Origin of the sequence: Photorhabdus africana (assembly GCF_035181445.1) — a bacterium.
GTDB classification, from domain to species: domain Bacteria; phylum Pseudomonadota; class Gammaproteobacteria; order Enterobacterales; family Enterobacteriaceae; genus Photorhabdus; species Photorhabdus laumondii.
This window is the reverse complement of record NZ_JAXBVE010000019.1, coordinates 36,201-61,962: the sequence shown is the minus strand read 5'-3', so window position 1 is coordinate 61,962 and position 25,762 is coordinate 36,201. Positions and strand designations below refer to the sequence as shown.

The window sequence follows — 25,762 nt, the reverse complement described above, 5'->3', positions numbered from 1 at the left end:
TAGGAAATCCTCAGCTAAGTTACAGATAAATGAGTAAGGTGTTTTTTTATGCGTTAGTTTAATGGTGCAGTGTAGCAATCTGGTTGGTGCTGCTTGAAGTTGTATCGTGGATGGTAATTGATTAACCACAGATTTTCTTATTGTAAAACCACTCTTATTAATAAGAAAATATTATGAAATTTTGATGTTTTATTGCATAGATTGAAGGAAATGAGTGAGTATGTTGTTGAGTAAAAAAATCCAAGAAAATTTCACTTTGATATACTTATTTGGTTTTATTTCATTGGCCCATTTAAGTCTTGGATATCAGCTAAAGTTTATATATGTATTTAGTGCTTTTTCAATTCTGATATTATTGTCTAATTTTAACAAATATATATATTATATTTTTGTATTTATGATTGGATTAATGAGTGTGATCTATTCTCCTGTAGGATTGAATTATGGTTATCCCGATATTAATTCAGTAGGATCTTTAATTTACACGAATAAAAATGAAGCGTTAGAGTTTATCAGCGGGCTGCCTCTTTTTACCTATTTAGTGGCGTCGGCTATTATTATATTAATAATTTTATCTTTTAAGGTAAGAGTGAGGCTGAAGAGGAAGAGTACAATATTTTTATCACTGTTTTTTGTATTGTCAGCTTTCTGGTCACCGGTAAAAGGATATATAAATTCCGGTTTCGAACCTGATTTTAATCTATTGGCATCAGGATTACCCGAAGTGAGATTTTTTAGTGATATTGTTGAGAGCTATAAAGAAGTTAATTCAGAAAGAGTTAGGTTCGCTGAAATAATAAAGCAGAAAGACTCTTGGCAGCCGGTGGTAAAAGAGGATAAATATGAGACCTATATCATGGTCATTGGTGAAAGTGTTCGAAAGGATTTTATGAATGCGTATGGTTTTCCTTATAACAATACGCCGTGGTTGGACAAAGCTAATGGCAAGATATTTACAAACTATATCTCATCAGCGGCATCGACACAGTTATCTTTGACTAACTCACTGGCTCTGAAAGGAGAGAATACGATCAATTTGAATGATAGTGTCATAACGTTGGCGAAAAAAGCCGGGTTTTATACCTATTGGATATCTAATCAGGGGATGAAGAGTGCTTTTGATTCTCCGGTTGCGTTGATTGGGCAACAGGCAGATAGCGTCCACTTCCTGAAAAGTGGAAGTTCTGATGACCGGCGTTATTTGCCTGATGATAAATTGATGCCTTACATTAAAGAGACATTAATACCAGAAAAGAAGAAGAAACTGATTGTTATTCATCTGATGGGATCTCACCCACAGGCGTGTGTCAGAACGAATGGAAAATATGATCTGTTCTTACAATCGGAAGAAATTTCTTGTTATGTCAAAAGTATATCTAATACAGATAAATTGCTTTATGAAATTGCGTCTGAGGCGAATAACCATCATTTAAGATGGACAATGCTTTATTTTTCAGATCATGGGCTTTCTTATGTTGATAAAGGAACCGGTCAAGAAAACCTGACACATGATGATGAAAATAAACAGAGTTTTCAGGTACCGTTTTTTATTACCGGCAGTGATTATTCTTATCGTGAAGAGATAACGGCACAAAGAAGTGGATTGCATTTTCTGACTCTATTTTCTGAATGGCTTGGAATAAGAGAAAAGAATATTCCCGATGATTGTAATATGATATCTAATAGTCAATGCAGTGGACAAAATAAGATTATTACCTTTAAAAATGAAGTTAAAGATTATGATGAATTAAATGAAGATTTTCCCGATACACAATTTTTGTCGAAGAATATCAATTGATAACTTATATTAAGTAATCATTATAGTGATGATTTATTCATTGAGTAAATTTGAATGAAAATAAGGGATTTCTTCAAAGAAGAAATCCCTTTTACAATCGTTCACACTTTAGCTAAGTGCTGATGACATATACCCTATGGATTTCAAGATGTATCGCGACGGCAAGGGAACGAATCCCCGGGAGCATAGAGAACTATGTGACCGGGGTGAGAGAGTGCAGCCAACAAAGAGGCCGCTTGAAAGATGACGGGTATAACACCTTATTGTGAAGGAGAATAGATAATGAGTGACGCTATAGAGAGTTCTAGATATCAAGTTGTAGATATTCTGATTTGTGTCGATGCAGAAGCTATCGTTAGTCATTATGATTTAAGTAAATCACAAACATTAGAAACTGCGAAAGTGGTATCTAACAATTACTTTTATTATATAACAAGTACCGGGAATCTTTATGCTCCTAAAAATAATGCTCAAGGAGAGTTGGAGATAACCGTCAATGTTGCTGATGACATTAGATGGAGGCCTATGTCTTTGACACAGCAATTTGAATATACAGTACTTTTATGCCATATGACAGGAACCGCGATTAGCGGCAGTGATGTTACGCTTATAACATTACCGAAACTTGATTATGGTGATATTTCTATTCCTTATTTGGCTAAGGATGATAATAATAATATCAATAGTGTGGTATATAAAAGAGATGGAGAAAGTCATGGTGGACTAATAACACGATATTATCATCAATCAACAGCTCAGAGAGAGGGGTACGGTCAATATACTTGGTATCTAAAAATATATCGCAAAAAGCAACTCATTGGATATGTCTGTCATGATCCTTTCATTAGAGTTCTAGATAACTAAATATTTATAAAACTAATATACAAAAATAGGAATAGTATTATGAATAATATTGAATATACAGAGCTGGATGATATAAGACCCATTATTGGTGTACAACTTATTGATGTTATTGCCATTGTTGATGTAAAAGCTATCACAAACGATCTTGGTAATTCCATTAGTCAGGACCCTTTCAAACCAACGGCAATGGATGATAAATACATTTATTACATTACCTCTCAAAATAATATCTATGTTCCCAAAAATAATGCTCAAGGTACACTTTTAATTCAAGGTAAGGTCGGGGATGTCATTAGATGGCGGGCTTCAACTTTATCGGCGCAATTTGATGATCAGGTATTTCTATATCATATGAGAGGAGTAGGCGCTCAATCACTGGTTTCTCCACCAACTCTAACTTCAGCGATATCTCAAGTTGCTGCACCAAGTAAAGAGGCAACGTTAGGGACTAACCAAGACTATCCTGTCGTGCTGGAAACTCGTAATATTTTCAATCAAGGATCTAAATTACGTACTCCAGGCATAGCCAAATATTTATGGTATATATCCATTTTCGAAAGATGGAATGTTAAAGACAACACGGGTAATCTTATTGGCTATCTTTCTCATTCTCCAAATATTCAAGTAGCTGATTAAATTTAACATTACCTAAAAACTGAATAAATTAACCATGAAATATTAAAAGTCAGCAGGCTATCACTGGAAAACAGGGTATAATTTCCAGTGATTTTATTTTCTTCATTCCTGTGAAAATATCCATTTATGTAATAATATAATTTATTGTTTAAATTATCCTTAAATACATAGTTTTATTTATTTTTTTTCTAAATAAGTAATTATAAGAAATAATAGATAATATCTTATGAGGTGAATAACTATTTTATCGAATAAAAATCCTCATCAGTATATGGATAAGGATTTTTACAATTGAATAATGAGATGATTTTTTTGTTTCAAAGAGAAATAGTTTCTCATGCTACATATCTTACATAAAAAATATTGAAATTAATCGAGTCCTTTCGTAGGAGCCTCCCATATTTTGAAAAATCGTTTTACATTGCTTGCGGTGTAAATAACGGTGTGGGATATATTTCGATGACCGAGATAATCTTGAATAAGGCGTGTATCTCTTCCTAAATCAGCGAGAGCATAACCACAGGCATGTCTTAACATGTGTGGATGAGGTGAAATATTGACTAATGCTTGTTTGCCATAACGCTTTAATAAACCATAAACTTGCTGGCGTGAAATAGCACCTGATTTTTGTGATAAAAAGACCCACTCTGTATCTGATTCTCGCCAACTCTTTCTAATATTAAGCCACTGATTTAAAGCTTTAATTTCTTCTGGTATTAGTGGGTGTGTTGTTGATAATCCCCCTTTTAATCGTCTGACATGAATAATTTCTGAGTTAAGATCAAGATCGGATAACGTTAGATGGCATAATTCACTCACTCTAAATCCATGAATGAAGCACATTAGTAGCATGCAATAATCTCGCTCAGCATGACATCCTTGACGCGCTTTTTCTAAAATCGCATTAATTTCATATCGGGTTAAAAACTTACGTTTCTTCATGAAAATAATTCCTGTGCAATTGAGGCGGATAGTTATAGGTAGAGAAATAATATTAATCTACCGGAATATATCAATTAATAGAACTTTTATAAAATTATTGGCTGATAACGCTATTTATTTTGGCAAAAATTTATAAATACCGTTTTTAGATAGTTATAAATAGCCATTTTTTAATAGAAAATATTAGCTTGTAAGTTTTGTAATTATATATTTGAAAATTATTTAACAATAAAAAGAAACTAAACAGAATGCACCAAACTGTAAATATGTTCCTATAAAACGACCGACTAAGTCAAATTTTGTGTAATGCCAAATTACTAATATTTAACTATTTATAATATATGGATTTTTTTCATTATTTTTTACTATTTTTCATATTTTGCCATCAAATTATTGTAAAAAATTAGTGGGTTCATCTGAATTCAATCAAATACTAATTGATTAATTAGATTATAAGTTCAAATTAATGTCTTTTTTCGAATGTTAACTCCGAAATATTATGCACTCTTAGTGTTTTTGACTGAAAAAAACAGTTTGGTGCATTTTGTTTGGTTTAGAAAATATTAATCCGAGATTTTTAAACTATTTTGCGCTGAATATCAGGTGTATGGCGCTGGAGTCCTGCACGGTTATTTTTTTATGGTTATGGGTATTTTATCCTTAAATTCAAGGAATTAGTTCACATGAGATTGAATAAATTGGTTATGGCCCTGGGGTTAGGTGTGGCTTTGGCTGCGGGTTCGGTAAATGCAGCGAATCCTAGCCAAGGTCACGGAACGGTGACTTTTACCGGGTCTATTACTGATGCACCTTGTTCTATCACCCCAGAAACGGTTGATCAGGTAGTCCCACTGGGCTCTATTTCTAGCGCATCTTTGCAAAACGGTGGCCGCTCTTCTTCCACGCCATTCAAAATCTCTTTAGATAACTGTACGACTGAAACGATAAGTACAGTCACCACGACGTTTGTTGGCGCTAAATCTGGCATCGTCGGCGGTAATGGTTTACTCGGTATCGAAGGCATTGCTAAAGGTGCGGGTATTGCGATCACGGATGCGGGCGGTAACAAAATCAAACTGGGTACCCCTTCACCCGCTGTCGCTCTGCATGATGGTAATAATGATCTGCATTTTGCTGCCTATCTTCAGGGTGATACTTCACCTGATGCCGTCGTTCCAGGTAATTTCACCGGCATTGCCAACTTCCAGCTGACTTATCAATAAGTCTTTTCATGCACGGAAACGCTGACAAGGAGGCGGGCGTTTCCTAATCAAAAGTTTTGGATAAGTTGAGTTGGAGAGAAGTCATGAGCCGATATGCTGCCGTTGTTGTAGTGCCCTGCCTGTTAATGTTTTCCTGTGTTATTGAAGCTGAAACGGCTGCTCCACAAGGAACGCAAGGATATGGTCGCGTTAGCATGCAAGGCACCATTATTGATACGGCCTGTGCGATTGACGCAGGTAGTCGTGACCAGACGATTGAGTTAGCCACGATCCCGGTAAGCCGGATGATACATGATGGACAGGGAGCAGTGCGCCCCTTTTCCATCCGTTTGATTAACTGTGTACTGACTTCTGCCACCTTGGGTAAACCCGATTGGCGCCACTTTCAGGTGACGTTTGATGGCGTACCGGATGGGAACAATTTCCGGTTATCTGGTGTGGCTCGCGGAGTCGCGTTACAAATTACAGACATATACGGCAATCAGGCATATCCGGGAACTCCTCTACCGGCGGAGGGGTTACAGACGGGGCGGATGACCCTTAATTACGCAATGCGATTAGTGGGTAATCACCAGTTATTGCAAGCGGGGCAGTATCGAACCACGGTTCGGTTCAGGCTGGATTATCACTAATCATCGATCTGGGAATGTTATGGCTTTGTTTTTGGGTTTGACCACTGAATATGACAGGGTGGTCTCGGTTCGGTGTGTCCTGAAACCTCTGATTGTTTTGGTATTGCTTACTTTAATCGGTACTCATGCTGTGTATGCGGAAGAGGAAATTGAATTTAATACGGACGTGTTGGATGTTCAGGATCGTTCTCGGATTAGTTTAAAAGAATTTTCCCGCGCGGGTTATATCATGCCGGGGGATTATCAGATGGCGGTACGTCTGAATAACAGCGAACTGCCGGAGATGCCGGTGACTTTTATGGTCCCACCGGATGATCCGAAGGGGAGTGTGGCGTGTTTGCCGCCTGAGCTGGTGACACAGTTGGGGCTGCGGGCGGAATGGGAATCAAAGATGACCTGGTGGAACAATAATCAGTGTCTGGAGATTAAAACGCTGCCTGGCATGACAGTACGCGGTGATCTGAGCAGTGACACGTTATACCTGAGTATGCCTCAGGCCTATCTCGAATATAACTCACCAGACTGGGACCCGCCGTCACGTTGGGATGAGGGAATTTTCGGAATGATGTTTGATTATAACGTCAATGCTCAGATCGCTAAACCGGCGAAGGGAAGTGAAAATCAGAATGTCAGTGCTAATGGTACGACCGGGATAAATTTGGGGGCGTGGCGTCTGCGGGCAGACTGGCAATCACAGTATAACCACGTTACGGGGCGGGCAGGGAGCACGGAGAAAAACTGGGATTGGAGCCGTTATTACTTGTATCGGGCAATACCACATTGGCAGGCTAAGCTAACGTTGGGTGAGGATTACCTTAATTCAGATATCTTTGACAGCTTCCGTTTTACCGGTTTGAGTCTGGTGACGGATGACAATATGTTGCCGCCGAACCTGCGAGGCTATGCGCCAGAGGTGACGGGGGTGGCGAAAACCAATGCCAGAGTGACGATTCGTCAGCAGGGACGGGTGTTGTATGAGACCCAAGTTGCGCCAGGGCCATTCCGTATTCAGGACATCAATGATGCAGTGAGCGGCAAACTGGATGTGCGGGTAGAGGAGCAGGATGGCGGTTTACAGGAATTTCAGATCGATACCGCGAATATTCCCTATTTAACGCGTCCGGGCCGGGTTCAGTACAAACTGGCCGCGGGTAAGCCGACTAACTGGAAACATCACAGTGAGGGATCGGGCTTTGGTCTTGGTGAGTTTTCTTGGGGAATAAACAATGGTTGGTCGCTGTACGGTGGGATATTGGGGGCCGGGAATTATAACGCGTTGTCATTGGGGATTGGGCGTGATCTGATGGTTTTTGGCGCGCTTTCCTTTGATGTCACTGAATCCCGCGCCCATTTACCGGCTGAGGACCAAACATTGACTGGTGGCTCTTATCGTCTCAGTTATTCCAAGCGTTTTGAGGAGTATGACAGCCAGGTGACTTTTGCCGGTTATCGTTTCTCGGAACGTGACTTTATGAGCATGAGCCAGTATCTGGATCGCCGTTATCACGATGGTGATGCGGAGAGTAATAAAGAACTTTACACCATTATGTTGAATAAGCAGTTTACGCCTATTGGGACCAGCATCTACTTAAATTACAGCCACCAGACTTATTGGAACCGTTCGAATAACGATCGCTATAACTTATCGATATCACGTTATTTTGATATTGGCAGTTATAAGAACATTAACCTAAATCTGTCTGCTTACCGTAATAAATATGAAGGTAAAAATGACGACGGGATGTATATGACATTATCCCTGCCGTGGGGTAATTCAGGAACGGTCAGTTATAACGCAATGGCCAACCGGCAAGGTAACTCCCACACGGTAGGTTATTACGACCGGATTAATGAAAACAGTAACTATCGTTTAGCGGTTGGCTCCAGTATTGACGGCAAGGCCGCGGCTAACGGTTATTTAACTCATTATGGTGACCGTGCTCAACTGACGACCAGTGCGAGTTATCAGGATGGACGTTATACCACGGCGGCGCTTTCTCTCCAGGGGGGAATGACCATGACGCCGAAAGGCGCGGCATTGCATCGCATTAATATGCCGGGGACCACCCGTTTGATGGTGGATACCGATGGTGTCGGTGGCGTACCGGTGAAAGGCTTCGGCGCGATTACCCATACCAATATGTTCGGTAAGGCGGTGATCTCTGATGTAAACAACTATTACCGTAACAGTGCGAGTATTGATTTGAACAAACTGCCGGACAATGTGGAGGCAATCCGGTCGGTACAACAAGCCACGCTGACGGAAGGGGCGATTGGTTATCGTAAATTCCAAGTGATATCCGGTGAAAAAGCGATGGCTATGATCCGCTTGTCGGATGGTAGCTCGCCACCGTTTGGGGCAACGGTGCTGAATGAGGATCAACGGGAGATCGGTATCGTCAGTGATGGTGGGAATGTCTATCTAAGCGGGATCAATCCGGCAGAGAAACTGGATGTGCGTTGGGATGGAGAGTTGCAGTGTGTGATTGAGCTGCCACATCAATTACCAAAAGTCGAAGAGATGGCTTCGTTATTACTGCTCTGCCAGTCAATCGACGGTAATAAATAGTTTTATTCTAAGAATGAGTCATTGAATATGAAATTGAAGAAAACAATCAATGTAGTCACGATCGCTATCCTAAGTCTGTCGGTGATCAGTGAGGCAATGGCGGCGATTGCGCTGGATCGTACCCGGATTGTGTTTAACGGTGGGGACAAATCCACCAGTATGGATATCAGCAACCAGAACAAAGAGTTACCGTATCTGGCGCAGGGATGGATAGAAGATGAGCAGGGTAACAAAATCAATGGTCCGTTAGTGGTGACACCACCGGTGCAGCGGGTGGAACCGGGCGCTAAGAGCCAGGTGAAAATACAGTCACTGCCAACAATCGCACAGTTACCCCAAGATCGGGAAAGCGTGTTCTATTTTAATTTGCGTGAAATTCCACCGCGCAGCAAGAAACCGAATACCTTGCAGATTGCGCTACAAACCCGGATCAAGCTGTTCTATCGTCCGAAAGCCATTTTTGCCAGCCGTACCGATTTGGATAATCCGTGGCAAGAGAAGATGACTTTGACGCGTCAGGGGGACCGATATCAGGTGAACAACCCGACACCCTATTACATCACCGTGGTGGATGCAGCAAGCCAGCTTAAGGGTAAAACGGTGGTGGACTTTAAGCCATTGATGATCGCGCCCAAAAGTAATGTGGTGCTGAGTGGGAGTGCCGGGGCCTTAGGGAGTGCGCCGGTGCTGACATATGTCAATGATTATGGTGGCCGGCCGCAATTGATTTTTAGTTGTTCAGGCAACCATTGTCAGGTGGCTCAACGTTCGTCGTGACGGGCGAAGCCGGGAGGAACGACGATGAACATCAAGCGGATAGGCTGCGTACTTAGCTTGGAATATTACGTGACGCCAGTACGGACGCCGAGAGCACTGGGGGTTGGGCAATATCGCGCGGTGGTGGATTTCAGGGTGAATGATGACTAATTCTCTGTGTTCTCTGCGAATAAAGAAACGGTATCGCAGGCAAAAAAAATGGCGAGTATTACTGCTTGGCTGTTTATTGAGTGTGAGTGCTCAGGCTGATTTACTGACAACAAGGGGAAATATAGCCGCAAGACCTGCCGGTAATTTTTCGGGTAAAACCCCGGTCAACATTTACGGCGTGGTTATCGCACCTCCACCTTGTGTGATGAATAATGGCAATACTATCGATGTAGATTTTGGCGACGTGATGATTACCCGGATTGATGGGGTTAATTATATGCAACCCGTCAAATACAGCGTGAAATGTGAAAAAATGCCAGCCAATGCCATGAAAATGATGATATCGGGTAACACCGCCAGTTTTGATCCAGCGGTGTTGCAAACCAATCACACTGGGCTTGGTATCGCTGTTATTCATAACGGACGAAAATTGCCCGTCAATGACTGGATGAAATTTAACTATCCTGATTTTCCTGAATTACATGCGGTGCCGGTAAAAGATATGGCTACGGTATTGAAAGGCGGCGACTTTGGCGCGGGTGCGACCATGATGGTGGAATACCAGTGAGCAGGAGACTGCAATGAACCATTTGATCTATCGTGTTTTCTGGGGGGCGTGCGTGGGGCTAATCAGTGTGATGCCGGGACAGGCAGCCGATAATATGTGGTTTCACGGCACACTGCTTGAAGCGCCTCCTTGCGTTATTAATGACGGCAATATGATTGATGTCTATTTTGGTCACAATGTTGGCATCCATCAGGTGGATGGGGTGAATTATACCCAGCCCGTGAATTATCAGTTGGTCTGTGCGCCTAATATCTCAGGTTGGCGTTTAGGATTGACAGTGATTGGCCCGCCAACCTCATTTGATGCCGCCGCGTTGCAAACCAATATTACGGATTTAGGCATTCGTCTGACGTTGGATGGTAAAACATTCACCCTTAATGAGCGTATTCCGGTGACATCACAGAAACAGCCGGTAATACAAGCGGTGCCGGTGAAAAAACCAGGAAGCACGTTGCCGGAAGGGGCATTTGAAGTGACGGCGACATTGCTGGCGGAATACCAGTGAAAGGAAACTCAATGAAATATTTAAAATTATTCGTGTTGCGGGTGGGTCTTATGGTTATTGCTGCCACGGTTTATGGTCATCAAGGGGTACAGGCTGCGGATAATATGCGTTTTCACGGTGCATTGATTAAAGAACCTTGCACGATTAAACCGGGTGATGAAGATATCCAGCTCGATTTTGCAACAATTGCTGAAAAATATTTGTATCTGCATGGTAGGACCCATAGCGAACCTTTTCTGCTCAGATTATCTGGTTGCGATATGAGTGTGGGCAAATCGATCAAACTGACATTTAGCGGCATAGAAAATAGGCAGTTGCCGGGCTTATTAGCATTAAGTGCGGGAAGCCAAGCCGATGGGATTGCCATCGGTATAGAAACGGCAGAAGGCAAACGGTTGCCGTTGAATAAAGAGGGGGATGCCTATCCGTTAAAAGAGGGGGAAAATTTGATTGCACTGCAAGCCTATGTGCAGGCAGAACCCACTGCGCTAGCTAACCAGACGATTACGCGAGGCGTATTCCATGCGATTGCGACATTTAGTCTGAATTATGACTAATTTGCCCAGTTTTATTAGGTAACTTAAATGAAAAAGTTATTCTCTGTTTGCCTGGTATTTTTATCACTGTTTTCATCAAGTGCGGCTGCATCAATATTTTCATATATCACTAAATCCGAAGGTGTTCCTACGAATGCCTATTATACTTTTGTCATTGAACGTTGGGACCAAGAAAACGATTTTACGCCAAATCCTTGTTATGGTTATTCTGCATGTTGGATATCGGTTAACCATCGCCATTTTGCTGATGGTTATTCAGGGCAGCCCTATAGGATATTTAATACTCGCGTGGAGAGATTCAAGACAATGAAACAAGTGCAGGCGGAGATATTGAAATATACCAGTTTTCCGATCACCGGAGTGGCAAAACATTTCGGCCCTGCGATTCGGTCTCATCAGGAATGTGTCGGGCTATTTTACGAAACCGATCAAAATGGCTTTCATGGAAGATTATTACCTGGATCTTTATGTGGTGTTGCACCGCCGCCGATAGGCTTTTGTCAAGTCAGTGAAGGCTCAGTTGAGCTTAATTACGGCAGCATTGATGAGGCAAAACTAGACGGTGCAACTCAAACGGGAAATATCAATGTGACCTGCAATGTAGACATAAAGATTATCGTGATAGCAACGGGCCTTAATGGAGAATTTGTACCGTTGAGAAACGATGGTAGCTTGAAAGCTAAGTTGCTATTAAATGATAGCAAAGGTGAAGATGGTGTGGCTGTGTTTGTACCGGCTGGAGGAAATGTACCCGTTACAGTGAAATCAATTTTACAAAAAAATGGCAGAGTAGAGGCCGGACCTTTCTCAGGATCAGGGACAATAATTTTGGCGATGCCATAAAAAAGGTGTTTTTTTAATTTAAAGGCTGGGATGAAAATGAAACAAGATCATCTATTAGTAGGGAAGCGTATTCAAAAAAGAAGGAAAGAGTTGGGCATGACCGCGGTAAAATTGGCGGAAAAAATAGGCATTAGTCAGCAACAACTCTCACGTTATGAGAGAGGGATAAACCGAATTAATTTATCCCATTTGGTGCAGATCGCTTCAATATTGGAGACACCGATAAACTGGTTTTTCCTTGATTGTAGTTATCCTGCAACCAATAACAGCATCAATAAATTAACAGACCAATATATCCCTATTGCGGAAGCGACATTGGGTAAATTTGGATGTTAACTGAACTCGACGCCAATCGGGGGATCGATAAACCCGTTGATGGCTGAGTTTCGTGACCGACGGAACGGTCACTTTTATGATTTTTCTGTCAGCCATGTTATTACCACAAATTAAAAAAACCACTCTTGTTCATATCCCCTTTTGACGAAGTTATTAGAATTCAGATAGTCGTTTGAATCCGCCATCGCCATGTTGAATAGCTGCCATCATTATGGAATTGAGTTGAAGATCATGGCTCAAAACGAATCCTTAATTAATCCCTTCAATGCTGAAAATCAATAAGAATAACTAATGTAATGCTTTTGCGATGCTGGAGAGTCGTGTTTCTGCGTAAGGGTAAGAAAGTGTAAACGTGGGGGAAAATGTTACTCGAAGTAGCGGTGTGGCTTTCAATGACATCAGTTTTTGATATGGGATAAAAAACCGAACATTTAGAGTTATTTTGTTCGGTTATTGTCAACCGCCGGGGCAGTATACGGAAAATTTCATCACTTAAAAGCGATTTTTTGTATTATTTTGTAAAAACTTACTTAATTTTTTGATTCCAAAAGGAAATTATTTCTTTCGTTATGGATATTGCGGCCTGTTTGGAGGTCGTTTTTTGAGCGATTTGATATTCATTTTCTTATGCAACAGGCTGAAATCCTGAAACCAAATGGCATAAGGCAAAAGTAATTTTGTAATGTGAATATTAATATTCATATATTTCATATAGTTAATAACCAAACAAAATAACTCTAAATGACCAGTAAATGCACCGCGCTAGCGGCCCGGTTGTTTAATCTGTCATGGTGTTGTTTTAGGCAAAATGTATTAACGACGAGATGTAGATAAGGAATTAATGAAATGAAAAAGCAAATGATGAAAACCAGCGTATTAGCCGCAGTGCTCTTAAGCATGGGGATGGGGATGGCACATGCTGCTACGGGCGATGTGCTTGGTCACAGTACAGTGGTCGTGAATGGCTCCGTAGGAGCGGCAACTTGTGAAGTCAAAATCGACAAAGGCCCTGAGATCAAACTAGGCAGTGTTATCGCGAGCGATTTTAAGACAAAAGACACCTTAATCGCTCCGCAGGATTTAAAAGTTTCACTAACTAACTGTACTAAAATCACTGACTCAAACGGCAAAGTTACATCCAACGTCGATTTGCAAATTGTTGGACCAAACACCCAAGATGGAAACAAATACTTTGGCTTGAGTAGTCTCAAAGTCGGGCACGTAGCGGTGGGTATAGCAGAGAAGAGTTCCGCCATCACCCTTCTGGAAAATGGTCATAAAATTCCATTTGCTGGCATTAGTGATGCCTTGGCTACTAAAAATAAAGAATTTACAGTTGGGCTGGTTGCAAAAGACCCTACCACTTTAGAGGCAGGGATGGATATAAGTGCACCACTGACTTTCCAACTTATTGAGAGATAATCAAATTTATCATTAATCAACGCCATCAGGCATCAGGAACACATAGCAGTGAAATTGGACAGGGAGGTCCAATTCTTGCTTACGTAACACCAAAACAGACATTTTCAGGTGACCCAGTGAAAAGATTGATGACAGCGATGATAGTGGCCGGTCTGTTAGGCTGTCCGGTCACTTCCGTACAGGCGGAAGGAGTGGGGATCAATGCCACCCGCATTATCTACCCGGCTGATAGCCACGCGACAACCGCTTCAGTACGCAACAGCAGTAAAGAGGCCGTCTATCTGATGCAGGTGACGGTCAGTTCTACCCCAGAGGGGGGCAAAACCGCGCCATTTATGGTAACGCCGCCCCTGTTTCGTATGGAACCCGGCAGCCAGAATCAGGTCCGTATCATCAAAACAGGCCAGTCGCTGCCTGCTGACCGGGAATCCCTGTTCTGGTTTACCGCGAAAGCCATCCCGTTAAGCCCCGAATCCAGTAATCCCTCGGGTAAGCAGATCACCGGGGGCGTACAGATTGCTCTGGCTAATACAATTAAGCTGATGTATCGCCCGTCAGGGCTGCCGATTGGGCCGGAAAAGGGCTTCGGTGCTTTGCGCTTCAAACCGACAGCCGAGGGGATAACGGTCACGAATCCGTCACCCTATTACATCACCTTCGCCTCCTTAAAAGTGGGCGGCCAAGAGCTGATGACGCAGAAACAGAAAGAGAGCATGGTCTCACCGTTCTCTGCCTTGTTTTTCCCCCTCAAAGGCGTGAATTACCCGGCCAAAGTGAGCTGGACAGTGATTAATGACCTCGGTGGAGGATCATCCTATCAAGGGGAGATACCGTAATGTGCAAACCGTGGACTTTTATCGGACGGACAACGCTGGCCGGTCTGCTCTGTACTGCCTCCCTGCCCGGGGGAGCCAGTTCAAACACGGCAGAACTGACGCTGGCCCTGACGCTGGAACAGCCAACCTGTGAACTCAACGTACAGACCTCCCATGTCGAGTTTTCATCCATACCGCTTAATGAAGTGCAACGCAGTGCGGAACATATCGCAGCGGCGGACAACAAGCCTGTGACGCTGGCGTTGTCAGGTTGTGCGAACTCAGCCAGAGCGGGCCGTACTCCGGCGATTAAAATAGCCGGCCCCACGCCGGAAAACCACCCGACGTTATTTCGGGATGAAGCCTCCACTGCGGCAGGAAACGTGGGATTTGGCCTGCGTTATCAATCACCGGGAGGCGGGCTGGGAAGCTACCTGAAAAATGGCGATTATGTGGATTTGGCATCACCGGGTAACACCGTTAAAGACGGCCAAATTACCTTCCAGATGGATATGCGACATGAATCCGGCACGGCGGTCCCCTCCCCCGGTGAACTGACCGCGCATATTCAATTTCAATTTGACTATCACTGAGTGTCGCTCAGGTAACAGGTTTCAGGAGGCGTTGTGGAAATAGGTCGGATGCGCACAACGCGGTACAGGCTGGCACCACTACTCTTCTGGCTGGGGTTAGGTATGGCCGGCACAGAACCCTGTCAGGCAGCCGGTATCAGCCTGAATAAAACCCGGGTGATTTTTACCCAAGGGGCGCGGGCACAGACGCTGACGGTGGTTAACACCACACCTCAGGCGTGGCTGGTTCAGGTGAGGATCACGGGCGATCAGGCGAAAACCGCACCGGCGTTTGTGGTGACGCCGCCGCTGTTCAGGCTGGAGGCCAACAGTCAGAACAGTTTGCGTATTTTGCCGACTTTTCATCTGCCTCCCTTTCCGGTGGATCGGGAATCGCTCGGGTATGTCCAGATGAATGCTATCCCCGCCGCCCATCCGATGGCGAATGAGCACGCTCGGGATCAGGCGTCGATGAGCGTGGGAATGCGAATTAAGTTTTTCTGGCGGCCGCATGGCTTGCCGATGTTGCCGGAACAGGCGTATGGACAGTTGCGATTTCAGTCGCAACCCAATGGCATTAAGGCGTGCAATCCCACGCCGTATTTCCTGTCGCTGGACAGCCTCACGCTGGACGGACAGACGCTCGATCTGAATCGCTATCCCTCCATGATAGCGCCGCAGGATTGTGTGACCTATACCGGACAGGCAGGCAAAAAAGCGGTGAGCTGGTCGATGATTAATGATTACGGCGGGGCTTCAAACCTGTTTACCGCCAACGTGGCGGGTTAAATTCGCCCTTGTTTTATCCAGAGGTGGAAAGTGAAGAGAGTCAGTAACGGGAACAGGCAAGCACACGCGGGATCAATGATTTACCCCTTCTGTTTCGCCCTGCTGCTGGGCGGCCTGTTAAAGGCGCAGGCGGCTGAGAATCAGGGGTTATCGTTCTCCCCGATGCAGTTATCGTATGTCGCTAAAGACAGCCCCGGCGGGGTGACCCTCAGTATGACCAACCATACGGCGCAGGGCTATCTGGTACAGGGATTTGTCAGCCCGATGGACCCCGATACCGGCCGCTTTGACACCCAAACCGGGCAGGTTCCCCCTTTTGTTGTCCTGCCGCCGTTAAAGCGGATTGAGGCCGGCGGGAAATTTTCGTTCCGTATTCGCCAGCTTGGCGGGCAGTTACCGCCGGATCGGGAATCGGCCTTTGTGGTCTCGCTGCGGGCTATCCCCGGCGTCGCCGTACCGGACACGCGCGTGCCTGAGCGCCAGACCGGCAAGAACTCGCAGGTGCAGGTCGCTTTACAGATGAATATCCGGCTGTTTTATCGCCCTAAAGGCGTCCCCGCCCGGGATAACACCGCGGTGGCAAAACAGGTGAAAGTTTCCCTTCAGGGGACGCAGTTGCGAGTGGAAAATCCCACACCCTATTTTCTGGCCTTTTCGGTCCTGAAAATGGGCACACAGCATGTGGATGACCACACCCGCCAGACGATGGTGCCCCCGAAAGGCATACAAACCTATTCGTTTACCGCCGGGGGACAGGGGCCACTAATCTGGCGTTTTCCCGGCGACAATCAGGATCGCCACGTCCCGTTATAAACCCGCCGCATCGGCGGACGGTATACCGGCAAAGCGACCTCAATATCAACAGCACAGGCTTAAATTAGAAGCAGAGATGAGCTATGGCAATAAACACTTTATTTCCGTCTGCACTGCGGACGGGTAACCAGCGTGCGCCCGGTCAACCGGGTGGTTTCCGGCCGCGTCCGGTATACCTATGTCTGCTGTGTTCACTGACGGCAACGGCCCTGCCCGCCTCGGCGCGGGAATACTTTAATCCGGCGTTCCTGATGGGCGCTGACGGTGAACGCAGTCATGTCGATCTTTCGGCGTATGAAAACGCGGGCTATGTCGCCCCCGGGCGCTATCTGGTGGATGTCTACATGAACCAGAATCGGGTGGACAGCCGCGAGATTGAATTCAGGCAGGTTAACGGCCATCTCCAGCCGGTATTAACCGTCGCACAACTGGAAGGATATGGGGTCAATACCCGTGGATTACCGGCTTTTCAGGGTAAAACGGATGACAGCCTCATCACCGATCTGACGAAACAGATCCCGCACGCCAGCGCCACACTGGATTTCGCCCGTTTGCGTCTGGATCTCAGTGTCCCGCAGATCGCCATGCAGCCCCACTATTCCGGGATGGTTGATCCGTCTCTGTGGGATAACGGGATCCCGGCCTTTTTGATGAACTACACGGTCAACGGGTCGGAAGGGCGTTATGACCGTCAGGGAAACTGGGGAGGATCACGTTCCCGTAATCTGTTTGCTTCTTTTCGTAACGGATTGAATCTGGGGCCGTGGCGTCTGCGCAGCACACAAACTTACAGTTACAATCGTCAGCGCAACGAGGGCACCTCCGGCTTTTCCACGCCGGCCCAGACCCAATGGCAGGTGAGTAATACCTATCTGCAACGTGATATCCCCTCACTGCGCAGTGAGTTCACGGCGGGTGAAACCTATACCGGCGGCGACATTTTTGACAGCATCCCGTTTCGGGGCATGAAACTGGCTTCTGAGGAGGCGATGTTACCCGACAGTCAGCGCGGTTTTGCCCCGGTGATAACCGGTGTGGCGAACGCCAATGCGCAGGTGACGGTATCCCAGAATGGCAACATCATATATCAAACCGCGGTGGCACCGGGACCGTTTCGTTTCACCGACCTCTATACCACCGGGAGTGCCGGCGACCTGACGGTGACCATCAAAGAGGAAAATGGCCGTACCCGCGTCTCGACAATCGCCTCGTCATCCCTGCCGGTGATGCAACGTCCCGGCGGTGTTAAATATGAATTGACGACCGGTCAATATCACGGCGGCAACCTGACCGATGGCAGCCGTTCCCCGGTATTTGCGATGGGCACGCTGGTCTATGGTTTGCCCCACAATATCACCCTGTATGGCGGTGGACTGGCCGCAGGCAACTACCAGTCGGGTGTATTAGGCTCGGGGGTGTCGTTAGGGGCATTCGGCGCACTGTCTGCGGATGTGACGCTGGCCCATGCACAGTTGCAGAGGAGCAAAGATCAGGAAGAAAGCGGACAATTCGGCCAGTCTTATCGCGTGAAATATTCTAAAAACTTGCTGAGTACCGGTACCGGCATTGATCTGGCCGCCTACCGCTATTCCACCCAGCATTACTACAGTTTCAGCGATGCTAACAGCATGGGCTACAGCCTGAATGAATATCAGGCACCATGGGCGCTTGACCGGCGTCAGAACACCTGGCAGGTGAACCTGCGTCAGACACTGGGACGCTGGGGCAGTCTTTACGCCTCCGGGACGCGCAACAATTATTGGAATGGCCGTACCGACAACAACCTGAGTCTGGGTTACAACGCGATGCTGATGGGGATCAGCTATAACCTGAGTTATAACATTTCTCGTATCAAGGGCGAAGGCCACTGGCCGGAAAACCGTCAGGTGTCATTCAATATGCAGGTCCCGCTGAGCCTGTTTGGATCATCGTCGGCATTACGGGGCGTTTACACCCGCTATACCGCTTCGCGCGACTCGCAGGGTAACCTCTCTCAGCAGACCGGCATCAGTGGCATGTTATGGGATAACCGCCTGAGTTATAACCTCCAGCAAGGCTGGGGACACAGCGGCCAGCAAAACAGCCGGGCCCTGTCGCTGGGTTATCAGGGCAGTCAGGGGAGCGTTAATCTGGGTTACAACGACAGCGCAGACAGCCGGCATGTTACCTATGGCACGTCCGGTGCCCTTCTGATCCATCCTTACGGGGTAACGCTGTCACGCTCGCTGGGAGATACTGCCGTGTTAGTCCGCGCGCCCGGGGCGAAAGGGGTGACGGTCAGCAACGGCAACGTACAGACCGACTGGCGTGGCTACGCCGTACTGCCGGGCGGATCGGTCTACCACAAAAACACCATCAACCTAGATCCGTCCACTTTGCCGGAAGGGGTCGATATTGACCAGACCAGCCGCAACGTTTACCCGACCAAAGGGGCGGTGACGCTGGCTAATTATCAGGTTCGACTGGGCAGCCAGTTGCTGCTGACCTTGACACATCATGGCAAACCCGTGCCCTTTGGTGCCACCGCAACGCTGGCAGACAACGCAGCCCAAGCCGGCAGCGGCATTGTGGGCGATAACGGCCGGGTTTATCTGAGCGGCATGCCGTCCGCCGGTCATGTGAAAGTTAAATGGGGAAACGAGGCCAATCAACAATGCACCACCCGTTATCAGGTATCGTCCGATACCCCCGGGAAACTGGTGCAGGCCGATGCCGTGTGTCTATAAGCGTGACCTTCATGTGGGCAGCCTGAACCGGCGTGCCCGATGAGATATCGCCAGTCTCGCTTTGACGTCCGGGGCACCCCCAAAGCAAGGTTAGCCCCAACCGTGAAAGAGCGAGGTGAACAGATGAGTAATTTGGAGAGAGAAAGATGTTAAACACTGAACGTTTGTGGGGCGGTGATGCAGAAAACCCCGTCCCAACCATCATGGGGCTGGGGGCGTCACTGCTCTTTTTATTGACCGCATTACCCCTCCAGGCGGCTGAGACTTATCAGGACTGCGGGACTGAACTGGTGAATAAGGTGAGCAATGTTACCGTCACCGGCTATGCCATGATGCCGAACAACAAAGATAAGCGTGATTATTCACGGGATGAAATCGTGGGTTATACCACCAGTGGCCCGCTTGACTGGTCGACAACCTGTCGCGTCCCCACCGGGACCCAGTTGATGGCCTACACCGTAGGATCGGGGACCGACTCATTGATCTCTTCGTCGTCACCGGGTAGCGTCCGGGTAGGAAAGGCTGGCGACTTTATGGTTGATATCGGGCAATCGTCACTCTCTTGCCAGACGCATGGTTCACCCAATACTTATCAATCAGCCAGTCTGGTCAAAGGAAATGCTGGCGTTAACCTTCCCTGCGTCCCGGATGCCAACGGTCTGGTTGATATCAGTGTTCGCTCAGTGACCGGAGCCATTTACCCGGACCATGACGGGAATTTCAATGCAAAACCCGGTGGAAGTTATTTGTCTGTGGGCTCTATCGGCTGGGCTTCAACGGCCGTATCGGGTTCCAGCAGCATACCGAACCCCCTGTGGACCACGGTTATCCTTTCACCGGTCAAAAAGCCGTCCACCTGTGCAGTAGTGCTTACTCCGTCATCGGTGGATTGGGGAACGGTGAAAAGAGCCGGTAAACAGGCGGGAGAGACACTGGCGTCGGCCAGACAGATCGGGATAAACAGCACCTGTTCCGGTGATGACGAGGTATTTCAAAATTCACGCCTGCTCTACCGGATCGATGGCCCCTTCGTGCCGGGCAAACCGCATGCGCTGGCCTCGTCAATAGATCAGGTCGCCTTCGCGTTCTTCGATTTTGCCAATAAACCCTTATCACTCAGTACCGGGCACAGAGGTACAGGGGCGGAAGCGAGATATGTTAAGCTCGGGGACGACAGTTATACCGCTTCAACGCAACTGTCTGTGGTACCGGTTCTGTTGAAGACTGACGGCGCCGGAGGGCTAGCCAGAGCCGTCGCGGTCATTTCCGTGTGGTCGGATGTTAACTTCGTCGACCCATCTGCTTAGTTATTGTTATCGTTGCAGCGCCTACCGGCGCTGCATAAACCAGCTTTTTCGCTCCCTTGCCGCCGCGATGCATCTTGAAATCCATAGGGTATATACCGTATCTAACCTCGCATTTCTGTTATTTCTATTTCTTTATCGAAGCGTAAATGCTCATCGGCCGCCATAGGGATCAACCAACGTAAATTATAGATCACATTATCGGGTAATGAATTTGCTTCATAGATATTAACGATCTCTTTTTCAATAGAATTGACAGAATAGACACGATCATCATACATATAGAGAAAATTTACCTGATAAACGTCAGGACGAGTTAAGACGGTAAATAGTCGCCACTCTTCAGGACGTGTTTCAATGCCAGCTTCTTCTGCAAACTCCCTTGCCATTGCCTGTTGGGGGCTTTCTCCCGCTTCTATTTTTCCACCAATCCCATTGAGCTTCCCTTTTTGCCAACTGGGTTGTAATTTTGAAATGAGGGAGACATGTTTTTTATCTTTAGAAAACATAAACCCTGTTACATAGTTAATCATTATTTTCTCCACGCTTTTATTTCACTACTAATGTCTGATTCCTGTCTGGTCCATATGAAATATACTTAATTGGGACACCAGCATAGTCTTGAATAAAAGATAAGAAGTCAATTAGCTCAATAGGTAACTCCGTTAAATCTGTATAGGATGAATTAAGTGCGCTCCAAGATTTAAATGTCTTATAAATAGGTTTGGCTCTATCGAGCTGCAATAATGCATCATCGCAACAGACGAGTTTATCATCAATTTCATAGGCAATAGCGGCTTTTATTTCATGTAAACCAGCAAGAACATCAACATTCGTTATGGCGAGTTCTGTTACACCATTGAGTTTCACCGCATGTTTAATCAGGGATAAGTCCAGCCAGCCACAACGCCTTGGCCTTTTTGAAACGGTGCCATATTCATTCCCACGTTCTCGAATATAATCAGCCTGTTCTGTCGATAATTCGGTGGGGAATGGCCCGTTGCCGACACGGATCATATAGGATTTCATCACACCGACAATATGCATTTTCTGTGCCGGTATACCTATCATCGCAAAGCAGGTTTGCACTAATGTCTGATATGCCACGGTATAAGGATAAGTACCAAAACTATTATCTAAGAAAGTAGCTTGTGATGTTTCAAGTAAAACACCTTCTCCCGAATTAAGTAAATCACCGATAATGTCATTAGTGAACGTGAAATAGGGTTTTATCCTCTTGCCATATTGATGTGTTGTTTCTAACATCTCTTCAAAATCTAATGAAGCTTGTGCATTAAAAACATGGTTGATCTGCTTTTCCCTGATACCCCAAAGAAACTCTAATTTACTTCTTAATTTTTCTTTATCAAGGGTATCAATAAGACGAATGCCATGACGATTGGCTTTGTCTTCAACACAGGCCCCGACACCAACACCAACTGAACCTATCTTCTGCTTACCTTTATATTTTTCTGACGCTCGATTTAACTCAGAGTGTATTGGTAAGACGATATGGCATCGTGGATCGATAAATATATTAGAATCAATTTTTTCTTTTTGTATAAAGTCGATCTCTTTAACCAGAATGGGAAGACTGACTAAAGCGCCTTGGCAGATATATAAATTCTTTTTGTTGAGTGAGGCCGGTAATTGGGAAAATGAGCCTCTTAGATTGCCATGTTGTACACAATGACCTGCATTAGCGCCGCCATTAAATCGAGCAATGTTATTGATGTTGCCAGACAAATAATCAACAAATTTTCCTTTACCTTCATCTCCAAATTGGAGTCCAACTATAGCCGTTAACATGAATCTATTCCTTAATTACTTATTTGCTTATTCCAAAAAATAATAACTAAATCATCATGTTGGATGATGATTTTTAAAATGAATAATCTGTTTTAAAATCTTTTAAAGCTAATGTGCTAACTATCTATTCGTATACTGTTATATACCCGTTATCTTTCAAGTTGCCTCTTTGTTGGCTGCACTCGCTCACCCCGGTCACATAGTTATCTATGCTCCCGGGGATTTGCTCCCTTGCCGTCGCGATGCATCTTGAAATCCATAGGGTATATGAACCAAAGAATCTGCTATTAATAGCGCTTCACTTAATGTATCAACAATAGGAACACCCGCGGTTTCAAGACTGACACGGCTGTGGGTGCCTCCGGTATAAAGAATGGCATGAGTGCCTGCTGCTAATGCGGCAATTGCGTCATCAGTAGCGTCTCCAATAACCACACTTTGCTCGGGAGCAACATTGAGTTTTTTGAGATGGTTAGCTAACTGCTCTGATTTGCCGGTTGTCAATAATGGCGTATTTCTACCATCTATTTGGTTAAAGAATTTGCCAATACCATGATTATCAAGCATAGGGACTAATTCATTATGCTCCATCAGTGAACATAATGATTGGGTTGCACCTGTTTCATAGCGGGAAGCGAGGAGTTGGCTCACACCTTCCGTTAAACTGGCTTTCTGAATACCTGGCCGATAGTGAAAATTAAATGTTTTTCCGATCACTGACCATTCAGAAGATGAAGGTTCACGTCCAATGACTTGTTTATAGAAAGTTTGTACGGGAACACAATAATATTCCCGATATTGCTCCAGCGTTAGAGGGTCAATACCAATTTCTGCCAATGCGAAATTGGTTGCACTCAATGAAACATTGACATCATTAAGTAATGTACCATTCCAATCCCAAATAATATGTGCTGTTGTCATAATTAACTCCCCCCTTTTCCAAATTAACTTTTGCGCGCTGAACATTCAGGACATTGATATGCAAGGGCCTTAAATGCATCAATTGGCTGTTCATAATTCAGTGATGTTTGTGCTTTTAGATTTAATAAAAAATGCAATAATTTGGCTGCCCATGTTGAATCTGTCAGGGTGTCATGAAGCACAGACAATAAACTGTATGAATAAGCAACCCAATCCGCCGTGGTTGTATGAGCATATTTATCATCAGCGAAAGGCTGATTAACTAAACGATTCAGGACCTGATGATGTCTGAAACACCAAGGCGTCAAGACATCTAAGGTTTCAGGATTGAATACACGATCAGCATGCCCATAAACGCGAGTACGTAATAATTTTTCCCAATGTAGTTCGACGGCACGGGCCTTTGGGCGTTGTCCGGTTTGGGCCATGACCAGATCGATTGCCTGACGTAAGGTATCTCCTGTTCCGCAATTATCATCAATAATTGTCACGGTTCGCCCGGATGGAATTTTGCGCCCCCAGAGATGATTGCTCTTGCGAGACGTATCATCGTAACGTGAAACTTTTACTAAATTGAGTTCACTATCCCATGCTGCGGCGGTGACTGCCGCTGCCGCTGATCCTCCTAACATGATGCCAACAACGGAGGAGTTGGAGCATATGTCAATTTGGGCGGCGGCCAAAGTTAACAGATGATTGTCCCCTTCAATAAATGGTCTGGGCACTTGGTGTTCCGTAGACAACGGCAATTTCAGGTCATGGATCGGCGAGGGTGAAAAAGTAAATGGTGTTCCCGTCAGCGTTGAACTGACGACCTTAGCGTACTCCTTGATTCCATCGATGAATGGCACAATATCTTCGTTAACAATTTGCGGTGCATTTAATAAACTATCAACGATTCTGAGCAATTTTGCCAAACTATGATCGGCCAATATATATTTTGATGGGGCAGTACACAGCTTGTCGTTACACTCAAGTTGAGAGATGTATTCTGTGTAATATTTCGCCATCATCAGTAGTTCGTGACAAGATTTTTGTTCGTAATAGGCGGTACCACGAGATCCGACGAATGCTGGCTTCTCTGTGAGTAAACCAGGCAGCGCCATTACTTCTTGAGTTAAATAGTCTGTTTCCGGTATGCCACGCAATTCGCCCAGTAAACCAATAGAGCGAAGATCCAATGCAGGAGATAAAGATTTAGACATATTCAACGTCTCGGTGATTGTGTTGCAGCAAGGGCATCCTCAAGAGGAACCTTACCAATATGTAGCGCTTGACCAAGAATGGCGCCTTCGACACCGATAGTGGACAAATCGGCTAAAGCGCGGAGATCATCCAGGCTCGATATGCCGCCGCCGGCAATGACGGGGGATGACGTTTTCGCGCAGACTTCCTGTAATAGCGTGAAATTTGGCGAACTCATCATGCCTCCCCGCTCAACATCGGTTACGACGTAGCGTTGGCAACCCTGTTTGTCGAGGCGCTCAAGGAGATCCCAGAGATGACCTTTGCTGACATTCCATCCATGCGTTGCCAATTGGTAACCTTCCGATGTGCTTTTTACATCCAGAGCAATGGCGATCTTATCGCCATATTCTGCAATGGCTCGGGCACACCAATCTGGATTTTCTAATGCTGCGGTCCCTAAATTAACGCGCTGGCATCCCGTTGCTAATACTTTGCGCAAGATGGTTTCATCTCTGATTCCACCACAGACCTGTACGTTAATATCGACCGCAGCCAGGACATCGGCAATAAGATGGCTGTTTGAGCCACGTCCTGACGCAGCATCAAGATCAACAACATGAATCCATTTTGCTCCGGCATTTTGCCAGGCTAGTGCGACTTCTGCCGGGGTCCCTAAAGGTCTCCGTAATGTTGGATTTTCACCTCGGGTTAATCGAATTGCGGAATTCGATGTCATTGCTATTCCGTCAACAATATCCACAGAGGGAAATATCTCGAATGTTTCCTTACTTATCATTAAATGCATCCTAATTAATTATACCCGTCATCTTTCAAGTTGCCTCTTTGTTGGCTGCACTCACTCACCCCGGTCACATAGTTTGCTATGCTCCCGGGGATTCGCTCCCTTGCCGTCGCGATGCATCTTGAAATCTATAAGGTATATTTATAAATTAATAACGTTTTGTGATTAATGAAATTACAAGTTGTAACGCAATAAATATGC

The 25,762-nt window shown here is 45.5% G+C and carries 25 protein-coding genes; 19 read left to right on the top strand and 6 right to left on the bottom strand.

Annotated features, from left to right (window positions below):
* The first annotated feature begins 220 nt into the window (after positions 1 to 220).
* The 3 genes from SLS51_RS12635 to SLS51_RS12625 all read left to right on the top strand — a co-directional run bounded on the left by SLS51_RS12635 (position 221) and on the right by SLS51_RS12625 (position 3,298).
* Positions 221 to 1,798 carry a phosphoethanolamine transferase gene (locus tag SLS51_RS12635; protein ID WP_323838930.1) on the top strand — a complete coding sequence of 526 codons (1,578 nt, stop codon included), beginning with the start codon at positions 221 to 223 and terminating at the stop codon, positions 1,796 to 1,798.
* Between the two features lie 282 nt (positions 1,799 to 2,080).
* Positions 2,081 to 2,662 carry an AidA/PixA family protein gene (locus tag SLS51_RS12630; RefSeq protein ID WP_323838928.1) on the top strand — a complete coding sequence of 194 codons (582 nt, stop codon included), beginning with the start codon at positions 2,081 to 2,083 and terminating at the stop codon, positions 2,660 to 2,662.
* A gap of 39 nt (positions 2,663 to 2,701) precedes the next feature.
* On the top strand, positions 2,702 to 3,298 hold the full coding sequence (locus tag SLS51_RS12625) for an AidA/PixA family protein (RefSeq protein WP_323838926.1): 597 nt from the start codon (positions 2,702 to 2,704) through the stop codon (positions 3,296 to 3,298).
* Positions 3,299 to 3,667: 369 nt separating this feature from the next.
* On the opposite strand, the gene SLS51_RS12620 is transcribed toward SLS51_RS12625, so the two are convergent.
* Positions 3,668 to 4,240 (bottom strand): tyrosine-type DNA invertase, encoded by a 573-nt coding sequence (locus SLS51_RS12620; protein ID WP_323838924.1) that lies wholly within the window; start codon positions 4,238 to 4,240, stop codon positions 3,668 to 3,670.
* 683 nt (positions 4,241 to 4,923) lie between these two features.
* On the opposite strand from SLS51_RS12620, the gene SLS51_RS12615 reads away from it, so the two are divergent.
* From SLS51_RS12615 to SLS51_RS12540, 16 genes are all read left to right on the top strand, one after another.
* Positions 4,924 to 5,463 carry a fimbrial protein gene (locus tag SLS51_RS12615; protein WP_323838922.1) on the top strand — a complete coding sequence of 180 codons (540 nt, stop codon included), beginning with the start codon at positions 4,924 to 4,926 and terminating at the stop codon, positions 5,461 to 5,463.
* 83 nt (positions 5,464 to 5,546) lie between these two features.
* Entirely contained in the window at positions 5,547 to 6,095 is a 549-nt protein-coding gene (locus tag SLS51_RS12610; protein ID WP_323838920.1) for a fimbrial protein, read from the top strand.
* Positions 6,096 to 6,114: 19 nt separating this feature from the next.
* Entirely contained in the window at positions 6,115 to 8,664 is a 2,550-nt protein-coding gene (locus SLS51_RS12605) for an outer membrane usher protein (RefSeq protein WP_323838918.1), read from the top strand.
* A gap of 27 nt (positions 8,665 to 8,691) precedes the next feature.
* On the top strand, positions 8,692 to 9,441 hold the full coding sequence (locus tag SLS51_RS12600; protein ID WP_323838914.1) for a fimbria/pilus periplasmic chaperone: 750 nt from the start codon (positions 8,692 to 8,694) through the stop codon (positions 9,439 to 9,441).
* 139 nt (positions 9,442 to 9,580) lie between these two features.
* On the top strand, positions 9,581 to 10,159 hold the full coding sequence (locus SLS51_RS12595; RefSeq protein ID WP_323838912.1) for a fimbrial protein: 579 nt from the start codon (positions 9,581 to 9,583) through the stop codon (positions 10,157 to 10,159).
* 13 nt (positions 10,160 to 10,172) lie between these two features.
* Positions 10,173 to 10,664, top strand: a complete 492-nt coding sequence (locus SLS51_RS12590; protein ID WP_323838910.1) for a fimbrial protein — start codon at positions 10,173 to 10,175, stop codon at positions 10,662 to 10,664.
* Between the two features lie 11 nt (positions 10,665 to 10,675).
* Positions 10,676 to 11,221, top strand: coding sequence for a fimbrial protein (locus SLS51_RS12585; RefSeq protein WP_323838908.1), 546 nt, complete (start codon positions 10,676 to 10,678; stop codon positions 11,219 to 11,221).
* A gap of 27 nt (positions 11,222 to 11,248) precedes the next feature.
* Positions 11,249 to 12,064 (top strand): MrpH family fimbial adhesin, encoded by an 816-nt coding sequence (locus SLS51_RS12580; protein WP_011145151.1) that lies wholly within the window; start codon positions 11,249 to 11,251, stop codon positions 12,062 to 12,064.
* Positions 12,065 to 12,094: 30 nt separating this feature from the next.
* A complete protein-coding gene (locus SLS51_RS12575; RefSeq protein ID WP_058589287.1) occupies positions 12,095 to 12,400 on the top strand; it encodes a helix-turn-helix domain-containing protein in 306 nt (101 codons plus the stop codon).
* 846 nt (positions 12,401 to 13,246) lie between these two features.
* A complete protein-coding gene (locus SLS51_RS12570; RefSeq protein WP_323838905.1) occupies positions 13,247 to 13,822 on the top strand; it encodes a fimbrial protein in 576 nt (191 codons plus the stop codon).
* A 116-nt stretch (positions 13,823 to 13,938) separates the two neighbouring features.
* Positions 13,939 to 14,658, top strand: coding sequence for a fimbrial biogenesis chaperone (locus tag SLS51_RS12565; RefSeq protein WP_323838903.1), 720 nt, complete (start codon positions 13,939 to 13,941; stop codon positions 14,656 to 14,658).
* On the top strand, positions 14,658 to 15,230 hold the full coding sequence (locus SLS51_RS12560; protein ID WP_323838901.1) for a fimbrial protein: 573 nt from the start codon (positions 14,658 to 14,660) through the stop codon (positions 15,228 to 15,230). The genes SLS51_RS12565 and SLS51_RS12560 overlap by 1 nt, the downstream gene beginning before the upstream one ends.
* A gap of 102 nt (positions 15,231 to 15,332) precedes the next feature.
* On the top strand, positions 15,333 to 15,998 hold the full coding sequence (locus SLS51_RS12555) for a fimbrial biogenesis chaperone (RefSeq protein ID WP_323838899.1): 666 nt from the start codon (positions 15,333 to 15,335) through the stop codon (positions 15,996 to 15,998).
* A gap of 75 nt (positions 15,999 to 16,073) precedes the next feature.
* The gene (locus SLS51_RS12550) at positions 16,074 to 16,811 is read left to right on the top strand and encodes a fimbrial biogenesis chaperone (RefSeq protein ID WP_323838897.1); all 738 of its coding nucleotides are present in this window, start codon (positions 16,074 to 16,076) and stop codon (positions 16,809 to 16,811) included.
* 83 nt (positions 16,812 to 16,894) lie between these two features.
* Positions 16,895 to 19,537, top strand: coding sequence for a fimbria/pilus outer membrane usher protein (locus SLS51_RS12545; protein WP_323838895.1), 2,643 nt, complete (start codon positions 16,895 to 16,897; stop codon positions 19,535 to 19,537).
* 146 nt (positions 19,538 to 19,683) lie between these two features.
* A complete protein-coding gene (locus SLS51_RS12540; RefSeq protein ID WP_323838893.1) occupies positions 19,684 to 20,844 on the top strand; it encodes a hypothetical protein in 1,161 nt (386 codons plus the stop codon).
* 101 nt (positions 20,845 to 20,945) lie between these two features.
* On the opposite strand, the gene SLS51_RS12535 is transcribed toward SLS51_RS12540, so the two are convergent.
* From SLS51_RS12535 to SLS51_RS12515, 5 genes are all read right to left on the bottom strand, one after another.
* Positions 20,946 to 21,374 (bottom strand): NUDIX domain-containing protein, encoded by a 429-nt coding sequence (locus SLS51_RS12535; protein ID WP_011145167.1) that lies wholly within the window; start codon positions 21,372 to 21,374, stop codon positions 20,946 to 20,948.
* Between the two features lie 16 nt (positions 21,375 to 21,390).
* Positions 21,391 to 22,650: an adenylosuccinate synthase gene (locus SLS51_RS12530; RefSeq protein WP_323838888.1), complete on the bottom strand. Its 1,260-nt coding sequence runs from the start codon at positions 22,648 to 22,650 to the stop codon at positions 21,391 to 21,393.
* 207 nt (positions 22,651 to 22,857) lie between these two features.
* Positions 22,858 to 23,571: an HAD family hydrolase gene (locus SLS51_RS12525; RefSeq protein WP_323838886.1), complete on the bottom strand. Its 714-nt coding sequence runs from the start codon at positions 23,569 to 23,571 to the stop codon at positions 22,858 to 22,860.
* Between the two features lie 23 nt (positions 23,572 to 23,594).
* Positions 23,595 to 24,776, bottom strand: coding sequence for a phosphoribosyltransferase (locus SLS51_RS12520; RefSeq protein WP_323838884.1), 1,182 nt, complete (start codon positions 24,774 to 24,776; stop codon positions 23,595 to 23,597).
* Positions 24,777 to 24,778: 2 nt separating this feature from the next.
* Positions 24,779 to 25,555 carry a HisA/HisF-related TIM barrel protein gene (locus tag SLS51_RS12515; protein ID WP_323838882.1) on the bottom strand — a complete coding sequence of 259 codons (777 nt, stop codon included), beginning with the start codon at positions 25,553 to 25,555 and terminating at the stop codon, positions 24,779 to 24,781.
* Between the last annotated feature and the right edge of the window lie 207 nt (positions 25,556 to 25,762).

Excerpts from the sequence above, each read along its gene's own strand:
- SLS51_RS12635 (WP_323838930.1), top strand. The coding sequence starts at position 221 with ATGTTGTTGAGTAAAAAAATCCAAGAAAATTTCACTTTGATATACTTA.
- SLS51_RS12630 (WP_323838928.1), top strand. The coding sequence starts at position 2,081 with ATGAGTGACGCTATAGAGAGTTCTAGATATCAAGTTGTAGATATTCTG.
- SLS51_RS12625 (WP_323838926.1), top strand. The coding sequence starts at position 2,702 with ATGAATAATATTGAATATACAGAGCTGGATGATATAAGACCCATTATT.
- SLS51_RS12620 (WP_323838924.1), bottom strand. The coding sequence starts at position 4,240 with ATGAAGAAACGTAAGTTTTTAACCCGATATGAAATTAATGCGATTTTA.
- SLS51_RS12615 (WP_323838922.1), top strand. The coding sequence starts at position 4,924 with ATGAGATTGAATAAATTGGTTATGGCCCTGGGGTTAGGTGTGGCTTTG.
- SLS51_RS12610 (WP_323838920.1), top strand. The coding sequence starts at position 5,547 with ATGAGCCGATATGCTGCCGTTGTTGTAGTGCCCTGCCTGTTAATGTTT.
- SLS51_RS12605 (WP_323838918.1), top strand. The coding sequence starts at position 6,115 with ATGGCTTTGTTTTTGGGTTTGACCACTGAATATGACAGGGTGGTCTCG.
- SLS51_RS12600 (WP_323838914.1), top strand. The coding sequence starts at position 8,692 with ATGAAATTGAAGAAAACAATCAATGTAGTCACGATCGCTATCCTAAGT.
- SLS51_RS12595 (WP_323838912.1), top strand. The coding sequence starts at position 9,581 with ATGATGACTAATTCTCTGTGTTCTCTGCGAATAAAGAAACGGTATCGC.
- SLS51_RS12590 (WP_323838910.1), top strand. The coding sequence starts at position 10,173 with ATGAACCATTTGATCTATCGTGTTTTCTGGGGGGCGTGCGTGGGGCTA.
- SLS51_RS12585 (WP_323838908.1), top strand. The coding sequence starts at position 10,676 with ATGAAATATTTAAAATTATTCGTGTTGCGGGTGGGTCTTATGGTTATT.
- SLS51_RS12580 (WP_011145151.1), top strand. The coding sequence starts at position 11,249 with ATGAAAAAGTTATTCTCTGTTTGCCTGGTATTTTTATCACTGTTTTCA.
- SLS51_RS12575 (WP_058589287.1), top strand. The coding sequence starts at position 12,095 with ATGAAAATGAAACAAGATCATCTATTAGTAGGGAAGCGTATTCAAAAA.
- SLS51_RS12570 (WP_323838905.1), top strand. The coding sequence starts at position 13,247 with ATGAAAAAGCAAATGATGAAAACCAGCGTATTAGCCGCAGTGCTCTTA.
- SLS51_RS12560 (WP_323838901.1), top strand. The coding sequence starts at position 14,658 with ATGTGCAAACCGTGGACTTTTATCGGACGGACAACGCTGGCCGGTCTG.
- SLS51_RS12555 (WP_323838899.1), top strand. The coding sequence starts at position 15,333 with ATGGCCGGCACAGAACCCTGTCAGGCAGCCGGTATCAGCCTGAATAAA.
- SLS51_RS12550 (WP_323838897.1), top strand. The coding sequence starts at position 16,074 with ATGATTTACCCCTTCTGTTTCGCCCTGCTGCTGGGCGGCCTGTTAAAG.
- SLS51_RS12545 (WP_323838895.1), top strand. The coding sequence starts at position 16,895 with ATGGCAATAAACACTTTATTTCCGTCTGCACTGCGGACGGGTAACCAG.
- SLS51_RS12540 (WP_323838893.1), top strand. The coding sequence starts at position 19,684 with ATGTTAAACACTGAACGTTTGTGGGGCGGTGATGCAGAAAACCCCGTC.
- SLS51_RS12535 (WP_011145167.1), bottom strand. The coding sequence starts at position 21,374 with ATGATTAACTATGTAACAGGGTTTATGTTTTCTAAAGATAAAAAACAT.
- SLS51_RS12530 (WP_323838888.1), bottom strand. The coding sequence starts at position 22,650 with ATGTTAACGGCTATAGTTGGACTCCAATTTGGAGATGAAGGTAAAGGA.
- SLS51_RS12525 (WP_323838886.1), bottom strand. The coding sequence starts at position 23,571 with ATGACAACAGCACATATTATTTGGGATTGGAATGGTACATTACTTAAT.
- SLS51_RS12520 (WP_323838884.1), bottom strand. The coding sequence starts at position 24,776 with ATGTCTAAATCTTTATCTCCTGCATTGGATCTTCGCTCTATTGGTTTA.
- SLS51_RS12515 (WP_323838882.1), bottom strand. The coding sequence starts at position 25,555 with ATGATAAGTAAGGAAACATTCGAGATATTTCCCTCTGTGGATATTGTT.